The 22,881-nt window shown below is 74.3% G+C and carries 22 protein-coding genes and 2 tRNA genes; 15 read left to right on the forward strand and 9 right to left on the reverse strand.

Annotated features, from left to right (window positions below; genetic code table 11):
* Window positions 1-47 precede the first annotated feature (47 nt).
* Both ACFYE1_RS10310 and ACFYE1_RS10315 read left to right on the forward strand, forming a co-directional pair.
* Entirely contained in the window at window positions 48-854 is an 807-nt protein-coding gene (locus tag ACFYE1_RS10310; RefSeq protein ID WP_387742463.1) for an alpha/beta fold hydrolase, read from the forward strand.
* 305 nt (window positions 855-1,159) lie between these two features.
* Window positions 1,160-2,221 (forward strand): glycosyltransferase family 4 protein, encoded by a 1,062-nt coding sequence (locus ACFYE1_RS10315; protein WP_387742465.1) that lies wholly within the window; start codon window positions 1,160-1,162, stop codon window positions 2,219-2,221.
* A gap of 122 nt (window positions 2,222-2,343) precedes the next feature.
* Here the strand turns inward: ACFYE1_RS10315 and ACFYE1_RS10320 are convergent, their stop codons facing one another.
* The 3 genes from ACFYE1_RS10320 to ACFYE1_RS10330 form a co-directional block, all read right to left on the reverse strand.
* Window positions 2,344-3,813, reverse strand: coding sequence for a carboxylesterase family protein (locus tag ACFYE1_RS10320; protein ID WP_387742467.1), 1,470 nt, complete (start codon window positions 3,811-3,813; stop codon window positions 2,344-2,346).
* A gap of 430 nt (window positions 3,814-4,243) precedes the next feature.
* A complete protein-coding gene (locus ACFYE1_RS10325; RefSeq protein ID WP_387742469.1) occupies window positions 4,244-5,023 on the reverse strand; it encodes an ANTAR domain-containing protein in 780 nt (259 codons plus the stop codon).
* Between the two features lie 76 nt (window positions 5,024-5,099).
* Window positions 5,100-5,444 (reverse strand): hypothetical protein, encoded by a 345-nt coding sequence (locus ACFYE1_RS10330; RefSeq protein WP_387742471.1) that lies wholly within the window; start codon window positions 5,442-5,444, stop codon window positions 5,100-5,102.
* Between the two features lie 174 nt (window positions 5,445-5,618).
* Between ACFYE1_RS10330 and ACFYE1_RS10335 the strand changes: the two genes are divergently transcribed.
* The 9 genes from ACFYE1_RS10335 (at window position 5,619) to ACFYE1_RS10375 (ending at window position 15,580) form a co-directional block, all read left to right on the forward strand.
* Entirely contained in the window at window positions 5,619-6,368 is a 750-nt protein-coding gene (locus tag ACFYE1_RS10335; protein ID WP_387742472.1) for a YqjF family protein, read from the forward strand.
* 245 nt (window positions 6,369-6,613) lie between these two features.
* Window positions 6,614-7,822, forward strand: coding sequence for a glycosyltransferase family protein (locus tag ACFYE1_RS10340; protein WP_387742474.1), 1,209 nt, complete (start codon window positions 6,614-6,616; stop codon window positions 7,820-7,822).
* Window positions 7,819-9,165, forward strand: a complete 1,347-nt coding sequence (locus ACFYE1_RS10345; RefSeq protein ID WP_387742476.1) for a glycosyltransferase — start codon at window positions 7,819-7,821, stop codon at window positions 9,163-9,165. Before ACFYE1_RS10340 ends, ACFYE1_RS10345 begins: the two co-directional genes overlap by 4 nt.
* The gene (locus ACFYE1_RS10350; protein ID WP_387742478.1) at window positions 9,165-10,439 is read left to right on the forward strand and encodes a glycosyltransferase family 4 protein; all 1,275 of its coding nucleotides are present in this window, start codon (window positions 9,165-9,167) and stop codon (window positions 10,437-10,439) included. Before ACFYE1_RS10345 ends, ACFYE1_RS10350 begins: the two co-directional genes overlap by 1 nt.
* Window positions 10,436-12,265 (forward strand): ABC transporter ATP-binding protein, encoded by a 1,830-nt coding sequence (locus ACFYE1_RS10355; protein ID WP_387742480.1) that lies wholly within the window; start codon window positions 10,436-10,438, stop codon window positions 12,263-12,265. Before ACFYE1_RS10350 ends, ACFYE1_RS10355 begins: the two co-directional genes overlap by 4 nt.
* A complete protein-coding gene (locus ACFYE1_RS10360; RefSeq protein ID WP_387742482.1) occupies window positions 12,262-14,700 on the forward strand; it encodes a phosphotransferase in 2,439 nt (812 codons plus the stop codon). Before ACFYE1_RS10355 ends, ACFYE1_RS10360 begins: the two co-directional genes overlap by 4 nt.
* A gap of 54 nt (window positions 14,701-14,754) precedes the next feature.
* Window positions 14,755-15,192, forward strand: a complete 438-nt coding sequence (locus ACFYE1_RS10365; RefSeq protein WP_387742484.1) for a hypothetical protein — start codon at window positions 14,755-14,757, stop codon at window positions 15,190-15,192.
* Window positions 15,193-15,373: 181 nt separating this feature from the next.
* Window positions 15,374-15,445 (forward strand) — tRNA-Thr (locus tag ACFYE1_RS10370).
* Between the two features lie 61 nt (window positions 15,446-15,506).
* Window positions 15,507-15,580: transfer RNA gene (locus ACFYE1_RS10375), tRNA-Met, on the forward strand.
* Window positions 15,581-15,688: 108 nt separating this feature from the next.
* On the opposite strand, the gene ACFYE1_RS10380 is transcribed toward ACFYE1_RS10375, so the two are convergent.
* A complete protein-coding gene (locus ACFYE1_RS10380; protein WP_387742486.1) occupies window positions 15,689-16,822 on the reverse strand; it encodes a calcium/sodium antiporter in 1,134 nt (377 codons plus the stop codon).
* A gap of 112 nt (window positions 16,823-16,934) precedes the next feature.
* On the opposite strand from ACFYE1_RS10380, the gene ACFYE1_RS10385 reads away from it, so the two are divergent.
* Genes ACFYE1_RS10385 through ACFYE1_RS10400 form a run of 4 tightly spaced genes read left to right on the forward strand, consistent with a single transcriptional unit; the run spans window position 16,935 to window position 19,431 of the window.
* Entirely contained in the window at window positions 16,935-17,384 is a 450-nt protein-coding gene (locus ACFYE1_RS10385; RefSeq protein ID WP_387742488.1) for an FAS1-like dehydratase domain-containing protein, read from the forward strand.
* A gap of 2 nt (window positions 17,385-17,386) precedes the next feature.
* Window positions 17,387-17,866, forward strand: a complete 480-nt coding sequence (locus ACFYE1_RS10390) for a MaoC family dehydratase (RefSeq protein ID WP_387742623.1) — start codon at window positions 17,387-17,389, stop codon at window positions 17,864-17,866.
* Window positions 17,867-17,909: 43 nt separating this feature from the next.
* Window positions 17,910-19,025 carry a UDP-N-acetylmuramate dehydrogenase gene (locus tag ACFYE1_RS10395; protein WP_387742490.1) on the forward strand — a complete coding sequence of 372 codons (1,116 nt, stop codon included), beginning with the start codon at window positions 17,910-17,912 and terminating at the stop codon, window positions 19,023-19,025.
* 10 nt (window positions 19,026-19,035) lie between these two features.
* A complete protein-coding gene (locus ACFYE1_RS10400; RefSeq protein WP_387742492.1) occupies window positions 19,036-19,431 on the forward strand; it encodes a PGPGW domain-containing protein in 396 nt (131 codons plus the stop codon).
* Window positions 19,432-19,452: 21 nt separating this feature from the next.
* Here ACFYE1_RS10400 and ACFYE1_RS10405 read toward each other — a convergent pair whose 3' ends face one another.
* From ACFYE1_RS10405 to ACFYE1_RS10425, 5 genes are read right to left on the reverse strand one after another with little or no spacing between them, the layout of a single operon-like run.
* Complete coding sequence (locus ACFYE1_RS10405; RefSeq protein WP_387742494.1) at window positions 19,453-19,827, reverse strand: GntR family transcriptional regulator; 375 nt, start codon at window positions 19,825-19,827, stop codon at window positions 19,453-19,455.
* Between the two features lie 3 nt (window positions 19,828-19,830).
* Window positions 19,831-20,973, reverse strand: coding sequence for an aspartate-semialdehyde dehydrogenase (gene asd, locus ACFYE1_RS10410; protein WP_387742496.1), 1,143 nt, complete (start codon window positions 20,971-20,973; stop codon window positions 19,831-19,833).
* 10 nt (window positions 20,974-20,983) lie between these two features.
* Window positions 20,984-21,376 carry a GNAT family N-acetyltransferase gene (locus ACFYE1_RS10415; RefSeq protein ID WP_387742498.1) on the reverse strand — a complete coding sequence of 131 codons (393 nt, stop codon included), beginning with the start codon at window positions 21,374-21,376 and terminating at the stop codon, window positions 20,984-20,986.
* A gap of 26 nt (window positions 21,377-21,402) precedes the next feature.
* On the reverse strand, window positions 21,403-22,026 hold the full coding sequence (locus ACFYE1_RS10420) for a dihydrofolate reductase (protein WP_387742500.1): 624 nt from the start codon (window positions 22,024-22,026) through the stop codon (window positions 21,403-21,405).
* On the reverse strand, window positions 22,023-22,865 hold the full coding sequence (locus ACFYE1_RS10425) for a thymidylate synthase (RefSeq protein ID WP_387742502.1): 843 nt from the start codon (window positions 22,863-22,865) through the stop codon (window positions 22,023-22,025). The genes ACFYE1_RS10420 and ACFYE1_RS10425 overlap by 4 nt, the downstream gene beginning before the upstream one ends.
* Window positions 22,866-22,881: the final 16 nt, after the last annotated feature.

The following is a 22,881-nucleotide window of genomic DNA, read 5'->3' on the forward strand; positions in this document are numbered from 1 at the left end:
GTGTCATGTTCGGTCCGTCGCGAAGTCGGCAGCTCGCCGACCACACCGTGAGCTTCTTCGACGTCGCCGCATCAGTGTCCGCACCACACACCGCATTGATCCTGCTGCACGGTGGCGCGGTCGACCGACGGATGTGGACCCCCCAGCTGGATGCGTTCCCCGAACGGCGCGTCATCGCCCCGGACGCCCGAGGACACGGCGGCTCCTCCGACGCCGACAGCCCGTATCGGCTCGCCGACGACGTCGTGGCCGTGATGGATGCGCTGGAGATCGACCGCGCCGTCCTGGCCGGGGTCTCGATGGGGGGTGGCACTGCCGTCGACGTCGCGCTGGAACACCCGGATCGTTGCGCAGCCCTCGTCGTCACCGGCACGGGAACCAGCGAGCCGGTCTTCACCGATCCGTGGACGCTGGCGGCGTTCCGTGAGTGGAAGGACGCCGTGGCGGCGGGCGATGTGGATGCCTGGGTCGACGTCTTCATGCGGTTCACGCACGGGCCGTACCGCACCCGCGCCGATCTCGACCCCACCGTCGATGCGCTGGTGGAGCAGATGGCGCGCGAGACCCTCCTCGGCCACCTCCGGTGCGACCCGGGCGGAGCGCCCGTACCGCCGACGCCGCCGTCCCCGGTCCCCGGCACCTGGGGGCGGGTGCCGGGGATCGGCGTGCCGGTGCTCGCGCTCAGTGGGGCACTGGACGCACCGGATCACCTGGAGAACGGCCGTCGGCTCGCTGAACTCGCTCCCGCCGGCGCACATCTGGAGATCCCCCGAGCGGCGCACTACCCCAATCTGGAACAGCCGGCCGAGTATGCCCGGACGGTCCAGGAGTTCCTGCGCGTGCACCGTCTCTGAAGCAGAGGTCAGTTCCGGCATGCGGCGGCCTCCCCGCCGGCCCCGTCGCGACACGGACCTCCTCCGTGCACCGGGTGAGCGGCATCCGTGCCACAGGGGCGGCCCCACCCACAGCACGATCCGGCGACGGGGTGACGACGTCCGCCACCGGGTCCGGCGCCACCACCGCCTGTAACGTGGGTCACGTGATGGACGCTGCGACGACGGGACCGCTTCCGCGGCCGAGCGCCTCTTCGGCCGGGGAGGGCGTCCGGGAACCCCGCCGGTCCGTCTGCTTGTACACTCGGTCCGCGAGCCCTTCCGGAATGGGGTGGCACATGCTGGACCTGGTGGAGGGCCTCAAGGACCGGATGGACGTCTGGGTGATGTGCCGCACGGATCCCGGCGCACGCTGGCTCTTCGAAGAAGCCTCCGCACGCGGGGCGCGGACGGTGCCACTGCCCGGCCCGCATGAGAGCACCTACCCGCAGGTGATCCGTGAGTTCCTGTCCGCTCATCCGATGGACGTCTTCCACTGCCACGCCGGATGGGGCTGGGAGGATCCCGACGGGCTGCGACTGGCGAGGGCCGCCGGAGTACCGGCGGTCGTCATCACCCACCACATGCCGTTCCTGCTCACCAAGCGGGCCAAGGCCGACAAGCTGGTCGAGCGCACCTCCTTCGCCCACTGGAGGATCGCAGTGTCCGACGGGCTCCGCGAGACCTACACCGGGCGAGGTGTCAGCGAGGAGCACTTCACCACGGTGCCCAACGGCGTCAGGCCCCGAAGCCGCCCGCCGGGGCGGGCCGCGGCCAGAGCAGCGCTGCACCTGCACCGGGACGATCCCGTCGTGATGTCGACCGGCCGACTGATGCGGCTGAAAGGGCAGCGGGATCTGATCGAAGCAGCCGCACTGCTCAAGCCTGTGCACCCGACGGTGCAGGTCGTGATCCTGGGCGAGGGAGAGCTGCGCCGGGACCTGGAGGACCTGGCCGCCGAGCGCGGCCTCGCCGGCTCGGTCCACCTTCCGGGCCACCAGGAGGAGGCCCGGATGCTTCTGGACGCCGCCGACGTGTTCGCGCTGCCGTCATGGGCCGAGGGCATGCCGCTGGCCCTGATCGAGGCGATGGAGGCCGGCCTGCCGGTGGTGGCAACACAGGTGACCGGCTCCACGGAGGTCGTGGCCCATGGTGAGACAGGGCTTCTCGTGCCGGCAGGGGACGCCGAGATGCTGGCAGCAGCGCTCGCGGAGCTGCTGGCGGACGGTGAGAGGCGGGCGCTGTACGGAGCAGCCGGCCACAGAAGATATCTGCGCCACTTCACCGTCGAAGACATGGTGACGCGGACACGCGCCGTGTACGACCTTGCCCGGGGAGCTCAGGCATGATGCGGTGAGGTGAAAGCCTGCCACGCTGGGGGTTCCAGCGGCCGCCACACCACCGGGGATCGTGCCGCGGGTCTGTGCCGCGGTGGCGAGGAACAGCGTGCGGCCACCGCCGGCTCGACATCTCATGCTTCCAGTACGGCGACGGGCAGCCCCTGCCGGTGCTCGGACCGTCCTGCCCGAGGTGGATGCCCGGGGGGCGGGACCGGTCGCGACATCGGGGTGTCCGCAGGACCGGTCCACCCGGTCACCGCTGCCCAGGGCAGGTCCTGAGCGCGCCGATAGCGCAGCGCCCCGGGGATGCGGCCCTTCTCGTCCAGTGCGGTCCCGCGGGCGAAGGCGGCCCACAGCCGACGGAGCTGGCGGCCGTGGGCGTCGACCTCCTCCCAGTCGGCGCCGGCGACGAGTCCGGTGCCGGACCAGGTGTGCTCGCCCCCGAACAGCAGGGGCAGATCGATGGCGTGGGCGGCTCCGTACTCGTTGCCCGGAGCGGCCCAGGAGATCTGGTAGGTGTGGGCGGTGCCACCGGCGCGCACGTGACGCCTCGCGAAGCGCCGGATGGCCCGGGAGTAGACCGCTGCGGTCACGTGGCCCACGACGGCGCGGCGGACCAGCGGGCCGACCACCGGCAGCCGGATCCACCGTTGCAAGGTGGTGGCGGTGGGGATGTGCAGTCGTGCTTCTTCGGTGGTGTGACCGATGAGGACGTCGATGTGCGGGGCCGCACGGTCCCAGGCCGCCTCGATCTCGTCCTCCTCGGGCAGGGGGTGGTGGCCGTACTGGGTGCCGAAGGCCATCGCTCCCATGAGCCCGAAGGAGGTGGCGTGGGCGGCGACCTCGGCCTGGAGGGCCACCACCTCGGCCACGGGTGTGTCGGCGGTGACGACGTCGGCCGCACGGTTCATGGCCGCGTTCATCGCCGCCCGGCCGCGAGAGATGCCCAGCGGGGGGCTCTGGAGAATGGCGCGGCGGAACAGCGACGCCGCGCCGGGGGTGGCCATGAGGTGGGCCACGGCGTCGGCCCCGGCGGACTGCCCGAAGGCGGTCACCTGGTCCGGGTCCCCGCCGAAGGCGGCGATGTTGCGTCGCACCCAGCGGAAGGCCTCGAGCTGGTCGAGTAGCCCCAGGTTGGCCGGGCGGTGGTGGCCTGAGCCCAGGTAGCCGAACAGGCCCAGCCGGTAGGTGACCGTCACGACCACCACGCGTTGTTCGGCGACCAGCCGGGCCGGGTCCATGATCGGGGCGTCCCCGGCCCCGGTGGTGTAGGAGCCGCCGTGGATCCAGACCATCACCGGCAGCCTCTCGTCCGGTGCCACGTCGCGGGGCAGGGTCACCGACAGTCGCTGGCAGTGCTCGTCCCGGGGCAGAGCCGCCATGGCCCCGCCCAGGACCTCCTCGAGAAAGGCCGAGCGGACCTGCGGACAGGCCGGGGCCGGGGCGGTGGCGGCGAAGGGCTCCTCCCAGTCGGTGGCCGGGACGGGGGCGGTGAACCGGCCGGCCGTGGCGTAGGGGATCCCGGTCGCCCGGATGACCTCGCCGTCGGCCCATCCGTGGACGGGCCCGCAGGCCGGTGTGAACGTCAGTGTGGAGATCATCGATCCAATTCTCGTCGGTCAGAAGTGAGGCACGGGTGGGGCCGTGGAGGTGGAGCGCTGCCTCAGGGCTCGGGGACAGAGGACCGATGTGTCCTCGCACCGGGGCGTACGGCCTTGCGCCCCGGGCGATCCTCCGAGACCGTCACTGGCGCGGGAAGGGCCTCACCGTGCTCCCCGGCCCGGACCGGCGTGCTGCGGTCGCCGGGGACCGGTGGCCTCGAGCTGTCGGCGCGAGCATCCGTCGCCGGCCTCGGCGCTGGGACGACCACTGCCGTCCGGGCGGCATGGGAGGTTCACGGTGCAAAGGGCAGCTCCTGGCCACGAGGCTCGTTGCGGCCGGCTGCTGGACCTCCCCCGAGACTAGAGGCACGGAGGTGTTCTGGCCAGTCAGGGGCACGGCCGGCACCCCTGGAGCCTGGGCTCCGGCGCGTCAGCATCCGGGGCCGGACGTCGGGTGGCCGGTGTGAGTTCGGTGGGGTCCGGTGGGTGCGGCTGGGAGCCGCCCGATGGTGGTGTCGACGATCTCTGTGGCGGCCTCGGCCATGCTGCGGTGACTGTCCTGGGCCGCTGCTCGGAGCAGGTGCAGGGCTTCGTCGCGGGGGATCCCGTGGCGGGCCATCAGCACCCCGACGGCGGTGCCGACCTCGCACGCCGTGCCCACGAGCCGTTCGGCACGCCGGTGGTGCTGATCGGCCGAGACCGCCGCCACGGCGTGGGAGGCCAGCACGCTCCCGGTCCACAGCTCCGGCGCGCCGAAGGCGTCGGCGGCATCGGAGTAGAGGGTCAGCCCCACGGTGGTGCCGGACTCCTCGGGCAGGGGCAGACGGTAGGCCAGGAGGCCGGCCACGCCCAGGCGTTGTACGGCCTGGGCTGCGAACTCGGGCCAGCGGCGGTCCCGGGCCAGATCCCCGATCAGGTGGACGGTGCCCTCCAGCGTGGGGTCCACGACGGGACCCTGCCCGATGGAGTGCTGGAGCTCGTCGGCCTCGGCGGCCATGGGGGCGGTGGCCACCAGGGTGCGGAACCGCCCCTGTCCGCCCATGCTCACGCTGGCCCACCGGGCGCCTGGCACGTGGTAGACGGCTGCTTGGGCGATGGCGGCGACCGCAGCCCCGCCCGAGACCGTGCGCAGCCGCCGGCCCAGGGCGGTGAGGACCCGGTCGGTCTCGGTCAGCTGCGCCGAGGAGTTGACGCGTGCAGATCTGGTCATGTCCGGGGACTCCTGCCTGTGGTCCGCCGCGCGCTCGTCCCGGAGCGCCCGCCTGCGGTGGGCGCGGCGGTCCGTCTCATGCCGCCCACGGTTCCGGGGCCTCCAGACGGCGGTCGGTCCGGTCCGGCGCGGACCGGTGCCCGGGCAGGCCGTGGGGGACGAGCAGTTCCACCGGGCTCGATCCGTCCCGGGTTTCGTCGTGGTCGAACGCCCAGCGCAACAGATCGACCGCGGTCGGCTCCACGTGCCCGGCGGCGGTGAGGTCCACGCTGACGGCCACCGGGGTGATCAGCGTCCGTGCCCGGCGGATCAGCGGATACAGGACGTGCTGGTTGGCCTCCGTGAGGCACCCGGTCACGGTCAAGCGCACATAGGTCCCGTTCAGATCGATCTGGACGAGCACGGAAAGCTTGTGGTCCATGAGAGCATCCTTCGTCGCAGGCGATCTGTCTCATGGCCGTCTACTTGACCTCTCCTCACGGTACTCCTGCCGCGCCTGGTCGACCAGGGATCTGCATGATCTGCGTCTCCAGCTCATGTCCTGAGCACAGGTCGGGTCTGGAGGAGGGACCTCGACCGTTGCTAGGTTGACGCCATGCACGTGCGTCGATCCGGTGGGACCGATCCGTGGCCGGCCGGGCCGGTGGTGGCCCGCCCCTGGCTGATGGAGCAGACCTGGTCGGAGGCGGTGATCCTGCACTGGCGTCTGCCCGCCGGCGTTGCCGCCGGGTTCATGCCGCCGGGGACGGTGCCCGACGTGTTCGGTGGATCCACCTGGGTGGGGCTGATCGGTTTTCGCATGAGCGGGGTCCGCCTGGGCCGGGTCCTGCCGGTGCCGTACGTGGGTACCTTCGTCGAGGTCAACGTGCGCCTGTACTCCCGTGGGGCGGACGGGACGCGGGGCGTGGTGTTCCTGTCACTGGATGCCCCCCGGCTGCCCGTGGTCCTGGCTGCGCGCGCGCTGAGCATCCCCTATGTCTGGTCGCGGTGCCGGTCCACCGGCACGGACGGGTCGGCACCGATCTGCGGATACGACGTCCAACGCTGCCGCCGGCAGGCAGGCTCTTCCTTCGCCGTCCGCCCGGACCGGTCCGTGCAGGCCGATGACGAGCTGTCGTTGGAGCTCACCGCTCGTTTCGGGGCGCACACCCGGTTCGCCGGCCGGACCTTCTTCCTGCCCGTCTCGCACCGGCCCTGGCCGTTGCACCCGGCGGAGCTGGTGCACCTCGACGACGGGCTGCTGGGCGCGGCCGGCCTGGACGTGGAGGGTCCGCCGGAGTCGGTGCTGTTCTCACCGGGAGTGGACACGGTGTTCGGCCGCCCCGGGTGGGTTCCGGAATCCTGAGCGGTCCCGCCCTCCTGACAGATCGGCACCGACCGGTGGGGTAGCGGGTCCCGCGCCGCCCCTGGAGCCGAGGTGATGGCGGGAACTCGCGGCGCGGACCCCGGGAGCGTGCCCGGACCCGGCCGGCCCCTGCAGATGAGAACCTTTTCATCGACGGCTCATGTTCTCATCATGTCCCTCGGCCACAGTGGGCGGCAGCTGCCACGGCGCCGGACCCACCGGCGCCATCCCCCGAGGAGGACACGATGAGCGACGACGAGCTGCGGGTGGTGCTGTACTCGCACGACTCCCAGGGCCTGGGCCACACCCGCCGGAACCTTGCACTCGCCCGGTCCCTCGCCCAGCACCTGCCGGCGCTGACCGGGCGCCCGGTGACGGGCATGCTGCTGACCGGCATCGACGCCGCCACCTCCTACGGGCGTCCCGAGGGCTTCGACTGGGTGGTGCTGCCCGGGATCCGCAAGGGCGCGGGCGGCTACGCGCCCCGCAACCTCGCCGTGGGCATGACCCACCTGACCGCCCTGCGCTCCGGGATGGTGGACGCCGCCCTCACGGGCTTCCGCCCGCACCTCGTCGTCGTCGACCGCCACGCCTGGGGGGTGGACCGGGAGCTGCTGCAGCCGCTGCGGAGGCTGCGTGCCCAGCGCCCCGGCACGGTCGTGGTCCTCGGCCTGCGCGAGGTCCTCGACGGGCCCGCGGCCGCAGCCCGGGAGTGGGCGGCGCTCGGTGACCTGGACTCCGTGCGGGACGTCTACGACCAGATCTGGGTCTACGGCGACCGGGCGGTGCACGACCCGGTGGCCTCCGGCGAGATCCCCGCCGAGCTCGTCGACCGCGTCCGCCACACCGGCTACCTCGCGACCGGCCGGGCCGCAGGGCGGCGCACGAGCGGAGTGGACCGCCCCTACGTCCTGACCATGGCCGGCGGCGGCTCCGACGGCCACCGGCTGACCCTCGCGGCCGCGCGCGCCCGGGTGCCCCACGGCCACCGTCACGTGGTGATCACGGGCCCGCAGATGCCGGTGGAGCACGCCGAGCAGGTGCGCGCTGCCGCCGTGCCGGGCACCCTCGTCCTGCCCTCCGTGCCCGACGCGCTCGCGGAGGTGGTCGACGCGAGCGCGGTGGTGTCCATGGGCGGCTACAACTCGGTCGCCGAGATCCTCACCACGAACACCCCTGCGCTCCTGGTGCCCCGCGACCGGCCCCGGCAGGAGCAGCTGATCCGGGCCCGCGCCCTCCGGGCGCACGGAGCGGTGGACGTGCTAACCGCCGACGCCCTCACCAGCGCCGCGCTCAGCGGCTGGCTGCACCGCGTGGTCGGCACCGTGCGGCTGCGCCGGCACCTCGCGCTCGACGGGCTGCACACCGTGCCCGTCCTCGCCGCGCGGCTCCTGCCCGCGGACCCGCCACCGGTCCCGGCCCCCGTCCCGGCCCGCGCGGGCGGCCTCCGGTGAACGGACACCGCATCGGCTACGTGCTGAAGGTCTACCCCCGCTTCTCGGAGACGTTCGTCGTCACCGAGGCCCTGGCCCGGGAGGCCCAGGGCGAAGACCTCACCATCTTCGCCCTCCGGCACAGCACCGACCCGCGATTCCACCCCGAGCTGTCCCGCGTCCAGGCGCCGGTCCAGCACGTGGAGCGTCCCGAGCGGGCCTCCGCCGGCTGGGCCGTCCTGGCCCGTGCGGCGGAGGTGGTCCCCGGGTTCGGCCCCCGCTTCACCGCGCTGCTGCCGGAGCTGGCCGGCACGGAGGCGTCGGAGGTCCACCAGGGCGTGGCGCTGGCCACCCGGGTCGTGGAGCAGGGCATCACCCACCTGCACGCGCACTTCGCGACCCTCGCCGCGCACGTCGCCGAGGTCGCGTCCCGGCTCACGGGGGTGCCGTTCTCCGTGACGACCCACGCGAAGGACATCTTCCACGAGTCGGTGGACCCCGCCAGGCTGCGCCGCACGCTCGAGCGGGCGGACCACGTGGTGGCGATCTCCGAGTACAACCGGCGGCACCTGGCCTCCGCGCTCCCCGCGTACGCGCACCGGCTGCGGCTGGTGCGCAACGGCCTCGAGCTCGCCCGCTTCCCCTACCGGGACCCCGCGCCCGTGGGGGAGACCCTGCGGGTCGTGGCCGTGGGACGGCTCGTGGAGAAGAAGGGCTTCGACCGCCTCGTGCGGGCGGCCGCACGGTACCGGGACGACGGCGGACGGCTGTCCGTCACCGTCGCCGGCGGCGGCGAGCTGGACCGGCCGCTGCGCGCCCTGATCGCCGAGCTCGGTGCCGAGGACGTCGTCGAGCTGATCGGGCCCCGCACCCAGGCCGAGATCGGGCAGCTGGTGCGCGCCGCGGACGTCTTCGCGGTCCCGTGCACGGTGGGCGCGGACGGCAACGCCGACGGCCTGCCCACCGTGCTGCTCGAAGCGATGGCCATGGGCGTGCCCGTGATCGCGAGCGACGTCACCGGCATCCCCGAAGTGGTCCGCAACGCGACCCCCCGCACCGGGATCCTCGTGCCCGCCGACGACGACGAAGCCCTCCTCGGGGCGCTCGCCGCGGTCGCCGACCCCGCCTTCGACCGGGTGGGCACCGCCCGCGCCGCCCGGTCGCTCGTCGCCCGGGACCACGACTCCACCCGCCAGGCCGCCACCTTGCGGGCGCTGCTGCCCCCGCCGGGTTCCGCCCCGCCGGATCCTGCCCAGCACCCCGGTCCGGACCCGGAGAGCGTCCCCGCCCCGGGCCCCGTCCCGTCCCTCACCCCGCACCTCACCCCGGGCCCCGTCCCGGTCACCGAAGGAGCCGACCGCTGATGCGCCTCGCCTACGTCTGCGCCGACCCGGGCGTCCCCGTGTTCGGCACCAAGGGCGCCTCCGTCCACGTGCAGGAGATCCTGCGCGCCTGGCGCGCACGCGGCGCCGAGGTCCGCCTCTACGCCACCCGCGTCGGGGACGACGTCCCCGCCGACCTCGCCGATGTCCCGGTCGTCCACGTCCCGGTCCCGGCGGCCCCCGCAGGGACCGCCCCCGGGCGCGCCGCCCGCGTCGCCGCCCGGGAGCGGGCCCAGGCGGACGCCGCCCGCCGGATCACGGAGCGGGTCGTCGCCGACGGCGCCGACGCGGTCCACGAGCGGCACTCCCTGTTCTCGACCTCCCTGGCCGGGATCACCGGCGCGCTCGGCGTGCCGGGCGTCCTCGAGGTGAACGCGCCCCTCATCGACGAGCAGCGGACCCACCGCGACCTCGTGGACGAGGCGGCCGCCCGCGCCGCGCTCGCCGTGCAGGTCGCCGCCGCCGAGCGCACGGCCTGCGTCTCCGAGCCGGTCGCCCGCTGGGTGGAGCGGACCGTGGCCGCGGCCGGCGGAACCGCCGACCGGGTCCTGGTCGCGCCCAACGGCGTGAACGTGGAGCGCATCCTTCCGTGCCGCGACTCGGCCACCCGGGGACCGGACCCCGTGCCGCCGGTCGTCGTGTTCATCGGCACGCTCAAGCCCTGGCACGGCGTGGAGCACCTGCTCCGCGCCCGCTCGGCGGCCGCCACCCAGTGGCGTCTGCGCGTGGTGGGGGACGGCCCCCAGCGGACGTTCCTCGAGCAGCTGGCCGCCGGGCTGGGCGTCGAGGCCGAGTTCACGGGCGCGGTGGCTCCCGCCGAGGTCCCCGGGCTCCTGGCCGACTGCGCCGTGGCCGTCGCGCCCTATCCCGCCACGCAGGACGCGGCGGACCAGTACTTCTCGCCGCTGAAGATCCACGAGTACGCCGCCGCGGCCCTGCCGGTCGTCTCGTCCCGCGTGGGCCAGGTCCCAGCAGCCGTCGAGGACGGGGTCACCGGGCTGCTCGTGGAGCCCTCGCAGCCCTCCGCGCTGGCCGGGGCCGTCGACGCGCTGGTGGCCGATCCGGACCGGCGGCGGGCCATGGGCCGCGCCGGCCGCCGCGCCGCGGTCGCCCGGCGCTCCTGGACCGCGGTGCTCGGCGGCATCCTCGCCGGCACGGACGTTCCCGGCACGGACGTTCCCGGCACGGACGTCGCCGGCACGTCGTCGGGTGCCGGCGCAGCGCCGCGCCCGGCGCCGGCGGGAGCGCCGCGGTGAGCGGGGGCAAACGGCTCGACCGCCGGGCCCTCCGGCGCACCGTCGGGCTGCTGGCCCCGCACCTGCGCGAGTACCGGCTGCTCGCCGCGGGCGGCGTCGTGGTGCTGCTGGCCGAGGTGGCCTTCCGCGTGCTCGAGCCCTGGCCGCTGAAGATCGTCGTCGACGCGGTCTCCCTCTCCCTCGGCGCGGACAACGTCGACCCGTGGATCCCGGAGGCCTCGTGGCAGCTGCTCCTGGCCGCCGGCCTGGCCACGATCGCGGTGGTGGGCTTCCGCGCGCTCGCCAACTACCTCGCCACGGTCGCGTTCGCCCTCGTCGGCTCCCGGGTCTCCACCGCGCTGCGCGAACGGGTGTTCGCCCACGTCCAGGCCCTCTCGGACCGCTACCACTCGGTCTCCCGGGCGGGGGACACGGTCCAGCGCCTCGTCTCGGACATCGGCAGGCTCCAGGAGGTGGCCGTCACCGCGGGCCTGCCCCTGCTGGCCAACGTCATCACCCTCGTGGTCATGTGCACGGTGATGCTGTTCCTCGACTGGCTCCTGGCCCTCGTGGTGGTCGTGGCGATCGTGGCCTTCCTGCTGGTGGGACGCGGGTCCTCCGGGCGGATCACCGAGGCCTCGCGCCGGACCCGGCAGGGGGAGGGCGCCCTGGCGAACACCGCCCACGAGTCCCTCGGCGCGATCCGCACGGTCCAGGCCTACGGGCTGGAGGAGCACATGGCCGAGTCCTTCGGCCGCTCCAACCGGCAAGCCCTCACCCAGGGGGTGCAGTCCCGCCGTCTGGCCGCCGCGCTCGAACGGGCCACGGACGTGATCGTGGGCGTGGCCACCGCGGCCGTGATCTTCGGCGGCGGCATGCGGGTGCTCCAGGGCGCCATGAGCCTGGGCGACCTGGTCCTGTTCACGACCTACCTCAGGACGTGCATGAAGCCCCTGCGGGACATGGCCAAGTACACCGGGCGCATCGCCCGCGCCGCGGCCTCCGGAGAGCGCGTGGCCGACCTCGTGGACGAGCCCGTGGACGTGCGGGAGGCCCCGGACGCCCTGGTCCTCCCGGGCGTGCGCGGGGAGATCGCCTTCCACCACGTGGACGCCGCGTACGGTGACCCGGGAGACGGCGGGCGCACCGTGCTGCGCGACATCGACCTCGTGGTCCCGGCGGGCCAGCACGTCGCCGTCGTCGGACCGTCCGGCTCCGGGAAGTCGACCCTCGTCTCCCTGCTGGTGCGGATGATGGACCCGGTCGCCGGCTCCGTGACCCTCGACGGCCACGACCTGCGGGCGCTCGGCCTCGGCACCGTGCGCGGCAGCACCGCCCTGCTGCTGCAGGACTCCGTCCTGTTCCACGGCACCGTGCGGGAGAACATCCGGCTCGGCCGCCCGGGCGCCACCGACGCAGAGGTCGAGGCCACCGCATCCGCCGCCCAGGCCCACGAGTTCGTGACGGCGTTCCCGCAGGGCTACGACACCCCGGTGGGGGAGCGCGGCTCGACGGTCTCGGGCGGGCAGCGCCAGCGACTGGCCATCGCGCGCGCCCTGCTGCGGGACGCACCGGTCGTGCTGCTCGACGAGGCCACCACCGGACTGGACCCCCGGTCCACCCGGGACGTGCTGGACGCCGTCGGCCGCCTGGTCCGCGGCCGCACGTCCCTGGCGGTGACCCACGACGCCGCCCTGGCGCTCGCCTCCGACCGCGTGCTGTGGATCCAGGACGGGCGCATCCTGCTCGACGGCGCCCCCGAGGAGCTGCTCGCCCGGCCGGACGGCGTGTTCGCGGCGTGGGTCGAGCAGCAGCGGGCGCAGGACCGCCGGGAGGTCCGCTCATGAGGTCCCTCCTGCCGGACTCCTGGGAGAGCCTGCCCGCGCTCGCCACGGTCCTCGACCCCGGCCGGCTCACCGAACTCTTCGGCCACGAGCTGGGCGGTCCGCTCCGGACGGGCCACCTGCGCTACAAGCCGGGCGTCTCGGTGGTGGCCCGCGTGGACGTCGAGTCGACGGGATCGGTGCACTGGGTCGCGGCCTACGCCCCCGACGGGGGCGGGCGGGACAAGCTCGAGAAGGTCCTGGCCCGCGCCGGGCGCGCCCCGCGGAACGGCCGCGCCGCGCCCGTGCTCGTCGCCGACGTGCCGGGACGGACCGGTCAGCGCCTGGCCGTGGGAACCATCGGCACGGACCCCGAGCTGCGGCGCGCGCTCGCCGTGCTGGGACCGGACCGGGCCCAGGGACTCGGACGGCCGGGGGACCCTGCCCGGCTGCTGCGCTACAACCCCCGCCGCCGCGCGGTCCTCACGGACGCCGACGACCACGGTGCCGGCCCGGTCACGAAGCTCACCGCCGGCCCCTCCCCGGCGGACCCGCTGCTGTTGACCCGGCTCGCCGCCGCCGGGCTCCCGGTGCTCACCCCGGTGCCCGTCCCCGGCCTCCCGGTGTCACCGCACGTGCTGCACTACCCGTGGTTCGGCGACGGGGACCTCGCGGCCCACGCCGTCGTCCCAGGCGGAGCCGGCCACAGCGCACTCGTGCACGAGGCCGCCGCCGCCGCGGGCACCGCCCTGGCGGAGCTGCACGTGCGCGGCCCGTCCCTCCTCGGCTCCGCACGGGTCGGCGCCCCCCTCGACGCGGACCGGAAGCTGCGCTCCGTGGCCGCCGACCTGTCGGCCCTCGACCCGCGGTCGGCCGCCCGCTGCGCCCGGGCGGGCCGGGCCGTCGCCGAGGCCCTCGCGGGCCGCACCGGGGCCCCGGCGCGGCTCCTCCACGGGGACTTCTCCGCGGACCAGGTGCTCGTGCGCCGCTCGGGGCGCCCGGACCCGCCGGAGCTCCGGCTCGCCGACCTCGACCGGGTGCGCACCGGCGCGGCGGCCGACGACCTCGGCGGGTTCCTCGCCGTCGAGCTGCTCGGGGCGGGCGCCGGGACCCCCACAGGACCGGACGGACTGCCCCTGACCGGCGCCCTGCTGCGCGGATACGAGGCCGGGGCGACGCTCCCGCCGCGGCCCGACATCCTGGCCTGGGCCGCGTTCCACGTCCTGGCCCGGAGCATGGAGCCGTTCCGATCGACCGCCGCCGACTGGCGGGAGCGCACGGACCGGCGGCTCGCGCTCGCGGAGCGGCTGGTGGCGCAGGCGGGGCGGGCACCGGTGACCGTGCCGTCCGTGCCGGGGGACGCCGACCGCACCGGTCCGGTGAGCGTCTGCGCCGATCCCGTGCGCGCCCTGGGCGCCGTGCCGGAGACCGTGCCCGACGCAGACGGGCGCCCGCTGCGGGTGCGCCGCGCCTGGCCCGCGGACTCCGCCCGGCTCGTCCTCGAGCTCGAGGACGAGAACGGACGCGTCCGCGCGGGCGAGGCGTTCCCCGGCGCGGAACGGCCGTGGACCGTCCGCGCCCTGCCCCACGGCGAGGACCCCCGCCTCCCGGGGCTCGCTGCCGCGGCCGCGGCGGGCGGCCGGGTGGTGGTGCACCGGCACCGCCGCCGGGCCGTGGTCGGGACCCCGGACCGCTTCGTCAAGTTCCTCGCCCGCGGCCGCGCCGTGCAGGTCGCCGAGCTGTCCGACCGGCTGCACGGACTCGGCACGGCGGCGGGCTTCGCCGTTCCCGCGGTCCTGGCCCGGGCCGAGGACCGCGTCGAGTTCTCCGTGCTGCCCGGCCGGAGCCTGCACGAGCTGGGTGCCGCTGGACGGGCGGACGCGTACCGTGCCGCGTGGGAGGAGTGGGCACGGTGCTGGCCGGTCCTGGCCACGGTGGCGCCGGGCGCGGAGCTGCTGCCCGCGCACACCGCCGAGGACGAGGCCCGCACGCTGGCCCGCTGGGCCGGCCACCTCGACGCGTTCCCCGGCCTGCTCGACGCCCCGCCGGGGGAGGCCGCCGCGCTGGCGCGGCGGATCGGGGAGGAGCTCTCGGCCCGGCCCGCCGACCGGCGGACGCGGGTGGTGCTGCACCGGGACCTGCACGACAAGCAGCTGCTCTTCGACGGCGCACGGCTGGGGCTGCTGGACTTCGACACCGCGGCCCTCGGCGAGCCTGAGCTCGACCTCGCGAACCTCTCCGTGCACCTGGAGCTGCGGATGGTGCAGGGGCTGCTCGATCCCGCCCTGCGGGCCGCAGGAGAGGAGGCCGTCACCGTGGTGGCCCGGGCGCTGGGCGCCGATCCCGCGCGCCTCGCCGTCCACGGGGAGGCGACCCGGCTGCGGCTCGCCTGCGTCTACGCGTTCCGCCCGCAGTGGCGCGGCGTGGCCCAGGGCCTGCTCGACGGGCTGCGTTCCTGAGAGGGCTCTCATGTTCTCATGCCTCCCTCAACCGGCTCCGGAACACTGGCAGGCATGAGAATCCTCTGGTCGGCAGTCTCCCTCCTGGTCGTCGCAGGTCTGGCGCTCCTGCTGTGGAACGCGGCGAGCGGCACGGACCGCGTGGAGGTCGTGCGCGGCGGCGTCTCCGTGAGCGGCACTCCCACGCCGGGCCCGTCGCCCGGCACCGTCCGGCGCGCCGGGACCCCGTCGCCGTCGCCCACCGATCCCGCGGACACCGGGGAGGACGTCCCGGCGGCGGGCCCCGGCGACGCGGGGAGCTCCGGAGCAGCCGTCCCGCCGGTGGAGCAGAAGGCCCCACCCGCACCCGTCCCTGTCCCGCCGGCCGTGCCCGCCCCCGAGCCGCCGGCCCAGGTCCCGCTGCCCGTGCAGCCGGCCCCGCTCGACGACGACCGGGACGACGATCTGGACGACGACGGGGACGATGATCTGGACGACGACTGGGACGACTGAGCACCGGGGCCCGCGACGCCTGCCCCCGCTCCGGACAGCCGGGCGCCGGAGGTCGGGTACGGCGCCGTCGGCCCCGAAAATACCGCCCGACCAGGCCCGACGGGACGGCTCCGGAGGCACCGGGCGGGGGTGTCCGACGATTTTGGTTCTGCCGAAACGTGCTGGTAGAGTCTTCGTCGTTGCCCCGATAGCTCAGTGGTAGAGCGCCATCTTGGTAAGATGGAGGTCCCGGGATCGATTCCCGGTCGGGGCTCTCGTGATGAGATCCTGTGGCCCGGTCGTCAAGGCCATCAGCCGCGGTGTCCCATCCCTCTGGCGGTGTAGCTCAGCTGGTTAGAGCGCACGACTCATAATCGTGAGGTCGACGGATCGAGCCCGTCCACCGCTACGGCGAAAAGCCCGTGACCCTCCGGTCACGGGCTTTCGTCGTCCCCCGGCAGCCCCCGTGCCGGCGTCCGTCCCGACGCGGCCGGCAGGGTCCTGGCGGACGGGCACGTCACGGTGAGCGCGCGGGATCTCGGCGCCCTCGGTGCAGCCCGATCTCGTAGGCCGTGAAGGCGACCAGGGTCATCGCGAGCAGCGGCAGCACGAACCAGACCATGGCTGCGGTGAAACCCTCCAGCGCATCGTGGGCGGTGGCGGCCAGGACCACGTAGCCGGTGTAGGCCAGGTACAGGCCCACGAAGAGAGCGCCCTCCCAGCGGGCCACCGCGAACCCGGTGAACGCGATGGGCAGCAGGGCGACGGCGGCGGCCAGCATCACCGGGATGTCGAAGGCCACCGCAGCACCGGACACCGGGATGCCCTCCGAGGAGATGAGCGAGGGAAGTCCGAGCACCAGCCCGATGTTGAAGATGTTGCTGCCCACCACGTTGCCCACCGCCAGATCGCGCTCACCGCGGCGCACCGCGATGACGGAGGTCGCCAGCTCGGGCAGCGAGGTGCCGACGGCCACCACGGTCAGGCCGACCACCAGACTGCTCACCCCCAGGGTGGTGGCGATGTTCACCGCGCCTTCGACGAGCTGAGTGGCGCCGGCGACCAGCAGAGCGATCCCCAGCACCACGAGCAGGAGCGATCTGCCGATCGACGCGGGAACCGTCTCCTCGTCCTCTTCTGCGGCGTCCGGGACGGACGAACTCCCGGCGGACCCCGCAGCACGAGCCGGGGTCCTGGCCTCGCGCCGGCTGATGACCACCGTCAGCACCGTGTGCACCACCACGGCGGAGAGGAGGATCAACCCGTCCACCGCGCTGAGCCGCCCGTCGAGGGAGACGACCAGCAGTCCGACCGACAGGACGACCATCCAGGGCAGGTCGAACCGTACCAGCCGCTGCTTCACAGCAAGGGGGATGACGAGGGCGGAGAGCCCGAGGATGAGCAGGACGTTGACGATGTTGCTGCCGACCACGTTGCCCACGGCCAGGCCCGGTTCGTCGCGCAGGACGGCGCCGACGGCGACGGCCAGCTCCGGCGCGGACGTGGCCGCCGAGACCACGGTGAGCCCGACCACCAGGGAGGAGATCCCGACGCGCCGGGCGAGCGCGGACGCCCCCCGCACCAGGAGCTCCCCGCCTGCCACCAGGAGCACCAGTCCGACGACGATCCGGGCCAGGTCCATGAGATCCATGGGACAGGAGTGTACGTGCACCGGGTTGCGGCCACGTGCCGGGTGGGAGCGCCACCGTAGACTGGGCGGGTTCCCGCCGCCTGCGCGCGGCCCCGTCCAGCGAGGAGCTGCCATGCCCGTGAACCCCGATCTCGTCGGGCGGACCTACCCGCCGGCTGAGCCCTACAGTGTCGGACGCGAGGCGATCCGCGACTTCGCCCGCGCCGTCCAGGCCGCCCACCCCGCCCATTACGACGTCGAGGCGGCCCGGTCCCTCGGCCACCGCGACCTCGTGGCGCCCCCCACCTTCGCGATCGTGGTCGCCCAGCGCGCCGACGCCGCGCTGATCGCAGACCCCGAGGCCGGCATCGACTTCTCGCGCGTGGTCCACGCCGACCAGCGCTTCACCCACCACCGCCCGATCGTCGCCGGAGACGAGCTCGTGGCCGAGCTGCACGTGGACCAGGTCCGGGCCATGGGCTCCGGCGCGATGGTGACGTCCCGCGCCGAGATCCGCGCCGCGGACGGCGAGCACGTCGCCACCGCGGTGTCGTCCCTGCTGGTGCGAGGAGAGGACCAGTGACCGTGAGCATCGCCTTCGACAGCCTCGAGAAGGGCCAGGACATCGGCGAGCGCCGCATCGAGCTCTCCCGCGCGGACCTGGTCCGGTACGCGGGCGCCTCCGGGGACCTCAACCCCATCCACTGGAACGAGGAGTTCGCCCGCTCCGTGGACCTGCCCGACGTCATCGCCCACGGCATGCTCACGATGGGCGCCGCCGTCCAGCTCGTGACCGACTGGGCCGGCGACCCGGGCGCCGTCGTCGACTACCAGACCCGCTTCACCAAGCCGGTGGTCGTCCCCAACCGGTTCGGCACCGCGGTGGAGGCCTCCACCGCGCTGACGGTCTCCGGGAAGATCGGCGCCCTCGACGACGACGCCCGCACCGTGCGCGTCGACCTCACCGTGACCGCCCCGGACCTCTCCGCGGCCGGCGCCGACCCGGCGACCGCCGCCCCGCTGAAGGTCCTGGTCAAGGCCCAGGCCGTGGTGCGGCTGACGTGAGTCCCGGCCGGGGCGCCGCGGGCCGCCCGATAAACTGGTCGCCATGACGTCCCCTCGCATCGCAGACCTCACGACCGCCGCCGTGGGCGGACCTGCCCGCCACTACGTGCGGGCGGAGTCCGAGCAGGCGGTCGTCGACGCCGTCGCGGCGGCCGATGCCGCCGGGCGGGACGTGCTCGTGGTCGGGGGCGGCTCCAACCTCATCGCGGCCGACGCCGGGTTCGCGGGCACCGTGGTGCACGTCCTGTCGCGCGGCGTCGAGGTCCTCGCCGACGATCCCGCCGGCGCCCTCCTGGAGGTCCAGGCCGGACACTCGTGGGACGAGCTCGTGGCTCAGGCCGTGACCGAGGGGCTGGCCGGCATCGAGGCCCTGTCCGGGATCCCCGGCACCACGGGCGCCACCCCGGTGCAGAACGTGGGGGCCTACGGCCAGGAGGTGGCCCAGACCGTCGAGCTGGTGCGGGTCTGGGACCGCCAGGAGCGGCGCGTGCGGGAGTTCGCCCCGGCCGACCTGGCGTTCTCCTACCGGGACTCGGCCCTCAAGCGCAGCACGGTGGCCGGCTCCCCGCGCCACGTGGTGCTCGCGGTGCGGTTCCGGCTCGAGCGCGGCACCGGGAGCGCCCCGGTGCGCTACGGCGAGCTCGCCCGCCGGCTCGGCGTCCAGGTGGGGGAGCGCGCCCCGCTGGGGCGGGTGCGGGAGACCGTCCTGGCCCTGCGGGCGGGCAAGGGCATGGTCCTCGACCCGGAGGACCGCGACACCTACAGCACCGGATCGTTCTTCACGAACCCCATCCTCCCGGCGGACGCGCTGGGGGAGCGGCTGCCCGCCGACGCCCCCCGCTTCCCCGTGGTGGACGCGGCGGGGCGCCCGCTCGAGGACCGGATCAAGCTCTCGGCCGCGTGGCTCATCGACCACGCCGGCTTCGGCAAGGGCTTCGGCCTGCCGGGGACCCGCAACGAGCTCCTGGACCTCGACGGCGCCGCGGTCGCCGGGGGCCGCGCCTCGCTGTCGACCAAGCACACGCTGGCCCTGACCAACCGGGGCGGTGCCTCCGCCCAGGACCTCATGGCGCTGGCCCGGGCGGTGCGCGACGGCGTCGCGTCCGTCTACGGGGTGGACCTCGTCGCCGAGCCCGTCATCGTGGGCACGGCGGTCTGAGGCGGCGGCCGTGAGCAGCCTCGAGGAGGAGATCGCCCAGGGGCAGAACTCCGAGGGCCGCGTGCGCCGCGGCCTCCAGCGCTTCCGGCGCTGGACCGGGCACCATCCGTTGTTGCGCATCGTCTACAAGACGGTCGTCACGATCGCCGGGGTGACCCTCGTGCTGCTGGGGATCGCGATGCTCGTGCTCCCCGGTCCGGGGTGGCTCGCGATCTTCCTGGGGCTCGGCGTCCTGGGCACCGAGTTCCACTGGGCGCACCGCCTGAACCAGCGGGCCAAGCGCCTCGTCCTGCGCGGATGGCGCTGGTGGCTGGCCCGGACCGCGGACGGGCGCCACCGCCGGGCGCTCGCGGGCCCCGGCAATCTCGTGCCCGGCCCCCGGCACCTGCGGACCCCGGGGATCTGAGGCGGGGCCCCGTCCCCGGGCTCAGCGGCCCAGCTGCGCCTCCACCAGCTCCAGGGCCCGCTCGGCCGAGAGCCCGAGGTGCGCGATCTCGGCCGCGTAGCGGCGGGCCGCCTGCACGGCCAGCTCCTCGGTCCGGTCCGCGGCGCGCACGAAGCTCCCCTGGCGGCCCCGGGTCTCGATGACGCCGGCGGCCTCGAGCTCGCGGTAGGCCTTGGCCACGGTCCCGGCCGCGAGGCCGAGCGCCTCGGCGAGCCGGCGCACCGGCGGGAGCCGGGTGCCCGCGGGCAGGGTGCCGTCCGTGCGGCCCTGCTGCACCCGGTGCCTGAGCTGCTCGGAGGGCGGACGGGCGTCACCCGCGTCGAGCGACAGCCCCGGCGGGATCGAGGTGTCCGCCACCGGCTACAGGGTGCCGGTGGCGATGCGCAGCATGCGGCGCAGCGGCTCGGCCGCGCCCCACAGCAGCTGGTCGCCGATGGTGAAGGCGCTGATGTAGCCCGGGCCCATGGCGAGCTTGCGGATCCGGCCCACGGGGATGTCCAGGGTGCCGGAGGTCGCCACGGGGGTGAGGTCCCGCATCGAGTCCTCCTTTGTGTTGGGCACCACGGTGGCCCACTCGTTGTCGGCGTCGACGATCCGCTCGATCTCGTCCACGGGCAGGTCCTCCCGCAGCTTGATCGTGAGGGCCTGGGAGTGCGAGCGCATCGTGGCGATCCGCACGCACAGCCCGTCCATGGGCACCCAGTCCTGGGCGTACCGGTCGGTGCGGCCCAGGATCTTGTTCGTCTCGGCCGCGGACTTCCACTCCTCGCGGGACTGCCCGTTGCCGAGGTCGGCGTCGATCCAGGGGATGAGGGAGCCGGACAGGGGCGCGCCGAACATGGAGGTGTCCAGGGTGTCGCCGCGCTGGGCGGCGAGGACCTTGCGGTCGATGTCCAGGATCGCGGAGGCGGGATCGGCCAGCTCGTCCGCGACGACGCCGTGGAGGTCGCCGAACTGCGCCAGGACCTCGCGCATGTGCCGCGCCCCGCCGCCCGAGGCGGCCTGGTAGGTCATCGACGTGGCCCACTCCACGAGGTCGTTGCGGAACAGTCCGCCGAGCCCCACGAGCAGGCAGGAGACCGTGCAGTTGCCGCCCACGAAGTCCTTCACGCCGTTCCCGAGACCGCGGTCGATGACGTCGCGGTTGACGGGGTCGAGGACGATGATCGCGTCGTCGTTCATCCGCAGGGTCGAGGCGGCGTCGATCCACAGACCGTCCCAGCCGGCGGCGCGCAGCTTCCCGTGTACGTCCTTGGTGTAGTCCCCGCCCTGGGCGGTGACGACGATCGGCAGCTTCGCCAGGGTGCCGAGGTCGTAGGCGTCCTGCAGCGTGCCGGCGTCCCCGGCGAACGACGGGGCGGGGCGGCCGGCGCTGGAGGTGGAGAAGAACACCGGGGTGATCCCCTCGAAGTCCCCCTCCTCCTGCATGCGCTGCATGAGCACGGAACCCACCATGCCCCGCCAGCCGACGAACCCTACCGAATCTCCCGAGCGAAAAGTCATGGCCCCCAGTCTACGGGGCGCGGCGGAGGGCCCAGCGCCGCCGCTTCTCCTTCACCTTCTGCGCCGTTGGGAGCTCGAAGCCCGGGGCCACGACGTCCTGGTACTGCGGGAAGCGGTGGAGGAAGTCCTGGACGTAGGGGCATGTGGGACGCACCGCCACGCCCTGCTCCCGGAAGCCGTCCAGCAGGAGCGTGACGAGGGTCCGCGCATAGCCCTGCCGGCCGAACTGCTCGCCGATGATGGTGTGCTGGAGCTCGACCGTGCCGTCCTCGTGGTCCTGGAAGCCCTCGAAGCCGATGAACTGCTTCTCCCGCCACAGCTCGTAGCGGTCGAGGTCCGTGTTCTTCACGAGGTGCAGCTGCTCGTCGTCCCGGATCGTGGGGTCGGGTGGCAAAGCGGTCACGGTGGTCCTCCTGGTCGTGGTGCAGCTCACGCTACCGGAGCGGTGGGGCTACCGGAACCGTCCACCCGGGCGCCGGGTCCGCCCCGGTCGCGCGTGCGCCGGTCGATCCGGTAGCCGAGGCCGGTGCGGGACACCGACGGCCCCACGACCGGCTCGGTGGCCCACGTGTCGTCGAGCTCCGGGGCGTGCGTGTCCCCGTCGGCGTCGAGGTCGATGATCGTCACGAGCGCCTCCGTCACGGGGTGCTCGGCGTCCTCGAGCGCCTGCCGGTAGACCTCGCCGCCGCCGATCACCCAGATGCGCTCCGCGCCGGGACTCGTCCGGGCCAGGCGCACGGCCTCCGCGTAGGAGGACGCGGTCAGCACCGCACCGGGGGCCGCGCCCCGGTCCACCCGCTCGGGAGAGGAGGTGATGACGATGTTGGTCCGTCCGGGCAGGGGCCGGAAGCGCTCCGGGAAGGACTCCCAGGTGCGCCGGCCCATGATCACCGGGTGGCCGGTCGTCGTGCGCCGGAAGAAGGCCATGTCCTCGGACAGCGACCAGGGCATCGCCCCGGCGCGGCCGATGACCCCGTCGGCGGTCTGCGCCCAGATCGCCCCGACCGTCCCGGTGGGGCCGGCCGGGCGTGCCCGGCCGGGCGCGGCGGTCATACGGCCACCGGTGCCTTGATCGCCGGGTGGTGGCGGTAGTCGAGGACCTCGAAGTCCGCCAACTCGTAGTCGAAGACGGTGGCGGGTCGCCGGGCGAGCTGAAGCCGGGGATAGGGGTAGGGGTCCCGGGAGAGCTGTTCGCGGACCTGCGCCACGTGGTTGTCGTAGACGTGGCAGTCCCCGCCGGTCCAGACGAACTCCCCGGGCTCGAGGTCGGTCTGCTGGGCGATCATGACGGTGAGCAGCGCGTACGAGGCGATGTTGAAGGGGACGCCCAGGAACATGTCGGCGGAGCGCTGGTAGAGCTGGCAGGACAGCCGGCCCGGCCCGTCCTCCCGGGGCTCGACGTAGAACTGGAACAGCGCGTGGCACGGCGGCAGGGCCATCTCGTCCACCTCGGCGGGGTTCCACGCGGTCACCACGTGGCGCCGCGAATCGGGGTTCGTGCGGATCTGCGCCACGACCTTGGCGATCTGGTCGATCGACCCGCCGTCGGCGGTCGGCCAGGACCTCCACTGCACGCCGTAGACCGGTCCGAGCTCCCCGTCCTGGTCCGCCCACTCGTCCCAGATGGACACGCCGCGCTCCTGCAGCCACCGCACGTTCGAGCCCCCGCGCAGGAACCACAGCAGCTCGAGGGCCAGCGACCTGAAGTGCACCCGCTTGGTGGTCAGCAGCGGGAAGGACTCCGCCAGGTCGAATCGGATCTGGCGCCCGAAGACGCTGCGGGTTCCGGTGCCAGTGCGGTCGGACTTGTGCACGCCCCGCTCGAGGACCTCCCGCAGGAGGTCCTCGTAGGGCGTCGGCACCGGGGCGGGCACGGGGTCGGGGGAGGTCATGCGGGGCTCCTCGGGA

Origin of the sequence: Kocuria nitroreducens, assembly GCF_042879195.1 — a bacterium.
Lineage (GTDB): Bacteria > Actinomycetota > Actinomycetes > Actinomycetales > Micrococcaceae > Kocuria > Kocuria nitroreducens.

Excerpts from the sequence above, each read along its gene's own strand:
- ACFYE1_RS10385 (WP_387742488.1), top strand. The coding sequence starts at position 16,935 with ATGCCCGTGAACCCCGATCTCGTCGGGCGGACCTACCCGCCGGCTGAG.
- ACFYE1_RS10365 (WP_387742484.1), top strand. The coding sequence starts at position 14,755 with ATGAGAATCCTCTGGTCGGCAGTCTCCCTCCTGGTCGTCGCAGGTCTG.
- ACFYE1_RS10340 (WP_387742474.1), top strand. The coding sequence starts at position 6,614 with ATGAGCGACGACGAGCTGCGGGTGGTGCTGTACTCGCACGACTCCCAG.
- ACFYE1_RS10425 (WP_387742502.1), bottom strand. The coding sequence starts at position 22,865 with ATGACCTCCCCCGACCCCGTGCCCGCCCCGGTGCCGACGCCCTACGAG.
- ACFYE1_RS10420 (WP_387742500.1), bottom strand. The coding sequence starts at position 22,026 with ATGACCGCCGCGCCCGGCCGGGCACGCCCGGCCGGCCCCACCGGGACG.
- asd (WP_387742496.1), bottom strand. The coding sequence starts at position 20,973 with ATGACTTTTCGCTCGGGAGATTCGGTAGGGTTCGTCGGCTGGCGGGGC.
- ACFYE1_RS10320 (WP_387742467.1), bottom strand. The coding sequence starts at position 3,813 with ATGATCTCCACACTGACGTTCACACCGGCCTGCGGGCCCGTCCACGGA.
- ACFYE1_RS10330 (WP_387742471.1), bottom strand. The coding sequence starts at position 5,444 with ATGGACCACAAGCTTTCCGTGCTCGTCCAGATCGATCTGAACGGGACC.
- ACFYE1_RS10350 (WP_387742478.1), top strand. The coding sequence starts at position 9,165 with ATGCGCCTCGCCTACGTCTGCGCCGACCCGGGCGTCCCCGTGTTCGGC.
- ACFYE1_RS10380 (WP_387742486.1), bottom strand. The coding sequence starts at position 16,822 with ATGGATCTCATGGACCTGGCCCGGATCGTCGTCGGACTGGTGCTCCTG.
- ACFYE1_RS10335 (WP_387742472.1), top strand. The coding sequence starts at position 5,619 with ATGCACGTGCGTCGATCCGGTGGGACCGATCCGTGGCCGGCCGGGCCG.
- ACFYE1_RS10315 (WP_387742465.1), top strand. The coding sequence starts at position 1,160 with ATGGGGTGGCACATGCTGGACCTGGTGGAGGGCCTCAAGGACCGGATG.
- ACFYE1_RS10360 (WP_387742482.1), top strand. The coding sequence starts at position 12,262 with ATGAGGTCCCTCCTGCCGGACTCCTGGGAGAGCCTGCCCGCGCTCGCC.
- ACFYE1_RS10395 (WP_387742490.1), top strand. The coding sequence starts at position 17,910 with ATGACGTCCCCTCGCATCGCAGACCTCACGACCGCCGCCGTGGGCGGA.
- ACFYE1_RS10325 (WP_387742469.1), bottom strand. The coding sequence starts at position 5,023 with ATGACCAGATCTGCACGCGTCAACTCCTCGGCGCAGCTGACCGAGACC.